Raw genomic sequence first — 236 nt, forward strand, 5'->3', positions numbered from 1 at the left:
GGGTAGCGAAGGCAAACGGTGTTTCCTTGCAGGAGCAGTATATAGCTCGATGGAGGGAGGGCTTAAGGGCTTTAGAGATCGATAAGGCTGCTATTGAGGAAGAGAGGCAGAGGCTGAGGAAAGTATCAGGTGAGGTATTCGATAATCTTCCTGCTTTACGGGGTTCGGTGACTCCACTAACCAAGGCTCTCAAAGCTTTGAGCCGAAATGTCAGTCTTCTCTGGTAGTTCGCTCTG

Annotated in this window: 1 pseudogene; it reads left to right on the forward strand. The window is 50.0% G+C overall.

The annotated features are described in order from the left end of the window. Positions 1-227: pseudogene (locus tag DXX99_RS11275) on the forward strand (ISLre2 family transposase); the annotation flags it as partial. Between the last annotated feature and the right edge of the window lie 9 nt (positions 228-236).

It is taken from the genome of Ammonifex thiophilus, from assembly GCF_003368535.1.
Lineage (GTDB): Bacteria > Bacillota > Desulfotomaculia > Desulfotomaculales > Ammonificaceae > Ammonifex > Ammonifex thiophilus.